This window comes from Imperialibacter sp., from assembly GCF_040222815.1.
Lineage (GTDB): Bacteria > Bacteroidota > Bacteroidia > Cytophagales > Cyclobacteriaceae > Imperialibacter.
Genome location: NZ_JAVKCH010000014.1, coordinates 1 through 3,323, shown reverse-complemented (window position 1 = coordinate 3,323; position 3,323 = coordinate 1). Strand labels below are relative to the sequence as shown.

At 47.6% G+C, this 3,323-nt stretch carries 2 tRNA genes and 2 rRNA genes; all 4 read right to left on the bottom strand.

The annotated features are described in order from the left end of the window. A 23S ribosomal RNA gene (locus tag RIF36_RS04555) occupies nt 1-2,607 on the bottom strand; the annotation flags it as partial. A 134-nt stretch (nt 2,608-2,741) separates the two neighbouring features. Beyond that, nucleotides 2,742-2,815 (bottom strand) — tRNA-Ala (locus RIF36_RS04550). A 10-nt stretch (nt 2,816-2,825) separates the two neighbouring features. Beyond that, nucleotides 2,826-2,899, bottom strand: a tRNA-Ile gene (locus RIF36_RS04545). Between the two features lie 158 nt (nt 2,900-3,057). Next, nucleotides 3,058-3,323 (bottom strand): 16S ribosomal RNA (locus tag RIF36_RS04540); the annotation flags it as partial.

Genomic DNA, 3,323 nt, shown 5'->3' with positions numbered 1-3,323 from the left:
GACCGAACTGTCTCACGACGTTCTGAACCCAGCTCGCGTGCCACTTTAATGGGCGAACAGCCCAACCCTTGGGACCTTCTCCAGCCCCAGGATGTGACGAGCCGACATCGAGGTGCCAAACCCCCCCGTCGATGTGAGCTCTTGGGGGAGATTAGCCTGTTATCCCCGGAGTACCTTTTATCCTTTGAGCGATGGCCCTTCCATACGGAACCACCGGATCACTATGCTCTACTTTCGTACCTGCTCGACTTGTCAGTCTCACAGTCAAGCGTCCTTGTGCCATTGCACTCTGCGCACGGTTACCAAGCGTGCTGAGGACACCTTTAGAAGCCTCCGTTACTCTTTAGGAGGCGACCACCCCAGTCAAACTACCCACCAAACATTGTCTCCGCCGAAGCGGATTAGACATCACGCAATTCAAGGGTGGTATTTCAAGGATGACTCCACAACGCCTAGCGACGCCGCTTCAAAGTCTCCCACCTATCCTACACATGAATTACACAATATCAATGTTAAGCTATAGTAAAGGTTCACGGGGTCTTTTCGTCCCATTGCGGGTACCCGGCATCTTCACCGGGATTACAATTTCACCGAGCTCATGGTTGAGACAGTATCCAGATCGTTGCACCATTCGTGCAGGTCGGAACTTACCCGACAAGGAATTTCGCTACCTTAGGACCGTTATAGTTACGGCCGCCGTTTACTGGGGCTTCAATTCAATGCTTCTCCGAAGATAACATCTCCTTTTAACCTTCCAGCACCGGGCAGGTGTCAGGCCTTATACATCATCTTTCGATTTAGCAAAGCCATGTGTTTTTGATAAACAGTCGCCTGGATCTTTTCACTGCGGCCATCATTGCTGATGGCGCCCCTTCTCCCGAAGTTACGGGGCGATTTTGCCTAGTTCCTTAACCATGAATCACTCGAGCACCTTAGGATTCTCTCCTCGACTACCTGTGTCGGTTTGCGGTACGGGTAGCATTAATCTGAAGCTTAGAGGTTTTTCTTGGAAGTCTGTTTAGGGACATTATCCGCTTGTCCGAAGACTCACGGTACTATCAGGTTCAGCAAGGTCTGCGGATTTTCCTATCAGTCCTTATACCTACACCCTTTAACGTACTATTCCGTCAGTACGCAGTCCTTTCACTACTCCGTCACCCCATCGCAATTAATGCTAGTACAGGAATATTAACCTGTTGTCCATCCACTACCCCTTTCGGGTTCGCGTTAGGACCCGACTAACCCTGATCCGATTAGCGTTGATCAGGAAACCTTAGTCTTTCGGTGAGCGGGTTTCTCGCCCGCTTTATCGTTACTTATGCCTACATTTTCTTTTCTAACCACTCCAGCATACCTTACGGTACACCTTCAGCGCTGTTAGAATGCTCTCCTACCACTCTTTCGAGTTCATAGCTTCGGTAGTATGTTTTATGCCCGATTATTATCCACGCCCAATCGCTCGACTAGTGAGCTGTTACGCACTCTTTAAATGAATGGCTGCTTCCAAGCCAACATCCTAGCTGTCTAAGCAATCGGACCACGTTTGAACAACTTAACATACATTTAGGGACCTTAGCTGATGATCTGGGTTGTTTCCCTCTCGGACATGGACCTTAGCACCCATGCCCTCACTCCTGAGGAACATGATATAGCATTCGGAGTTTGTCAGGGTTTGGTAGGCGGTGAAGCCCCCTAGCCCTATCAGTAGCTCTACCTCTATATCACTTTAACTCAAGGCTGTACCTAAATACATTTCGGAGAGTACGAGCTATTTCCGAGTTTGATTGGCCTTTCACCCCTACCCACAATTCATCCAAAGACTTTTCAACGTCAACTGGTTCGGTCCTCCACTCTGTGTTACCAGAGCTTCAACCTGATCATGGGTAGATCACACGGTTTCGCGTCTACCCCCACTAACTAAGCGCCCTATTCAGACTTGCTTTCGCTTCGGCTCCGGTCCTTAAGACCTTAACCTTGCTAGTGAGGAGTAACTCGTAGGCTCATTATGCAAAAGGCACGCTGTCACCCGCCGAGGCGGGCTCCAACAGTTTGTAAGCGTATGGTTTCAGGGACTATTTCACTCTCCTGTTCGGAGTACTTTTCACCTTTCCCTCACGGTACTAGTTCACTATCGGTCTCTGAGGAGTATTTAGCCTTACCGGATGGTTCCGGCTGGTTCACACAAAATTTCACGTGTTTCGTGCTACTCAGGATACTGTTAGGTATAATATTTATTTCGTTTACGAGACTATCACTCTCTATGGTTCAACTTTCCAGTTGATTCTACTATAAATATTAAGTCCACATTACAGTCCTACAACCCCAACATTGCCGAAACAATGCTGGTTTGGGCTGTTTCCCGTTCGCTCGCCGCTACTAGGGAAATCATTATTATTTTCTCTTCCTCCGGGTACTTAGATGTTTCAGTTCCCCGGGTTTGCTTCCCGATAAATCGGGATAACACACCTTCAGTGTGCTGGGTTGCCCCATTCGGAAATCTACGACTAACAGGTTATTTGCACCTAATCGTAGCTTATCGCAGCTTGTCACGTCCTTCATCGCCTCTCAGAGCCAAGGCATCCGCCATACGCCCTTAGTAACTTTCTTACTAATCTTAATTAATTTATTAAGTGTTATTGATACGAATATCAATAACGGGTCTAACTCTTACAATTATATTGTATTTTCTTTCAAGATGTCAAAGAACTTTGTTCATCTACTATAAATAGTAGGTAAAAATGTGGAGAATATCGGAGTCGAACCGATGACCTCCTGCGTGCAAGGCAGGCGCTCTAGCCAGCTGAGCTAATCCCCCATTCTATCAGTAGTCCCGCGCAGACTTGAACTGCGGACCTCTACATTATCAGTGTAGCGCTCTAACCAGCTGAGCTACGGGACTGTTTAATTCCCTTGGATAAAACTATGTGTTTTACACAAACTTGTGCTGGTTCCTCATGGGACTGTAATAGTTTGGGAACAAAGATTATTGAAGTAAAAAAAAGGAAAATACCTTTCCTCTCGATAAATCGAGAAGAGAGAAACACCTTAAGTCTCTAAAAAGGAGGTATTCCAGCCGCACCTTCCGGTACGGCTACCTTGTTACGACTTAGCCCCAGTTACCGATTTTACCCTAGGCGGCTCCTTGCGGTTACCGACTTCAGGTACCCTCAGCTTCCATGGCTTGACGGGCGGTGTGTACAAGGCCCGGGAACGTATTCACCGGATCGTGGCTGATATCCGATTACTAGCGATTCCAGCTTCACGAAGTCGAGTTGCAGACTTCGATCCGAACTGAGATAGAGTTTAAGGATTAGCTCCCCGTC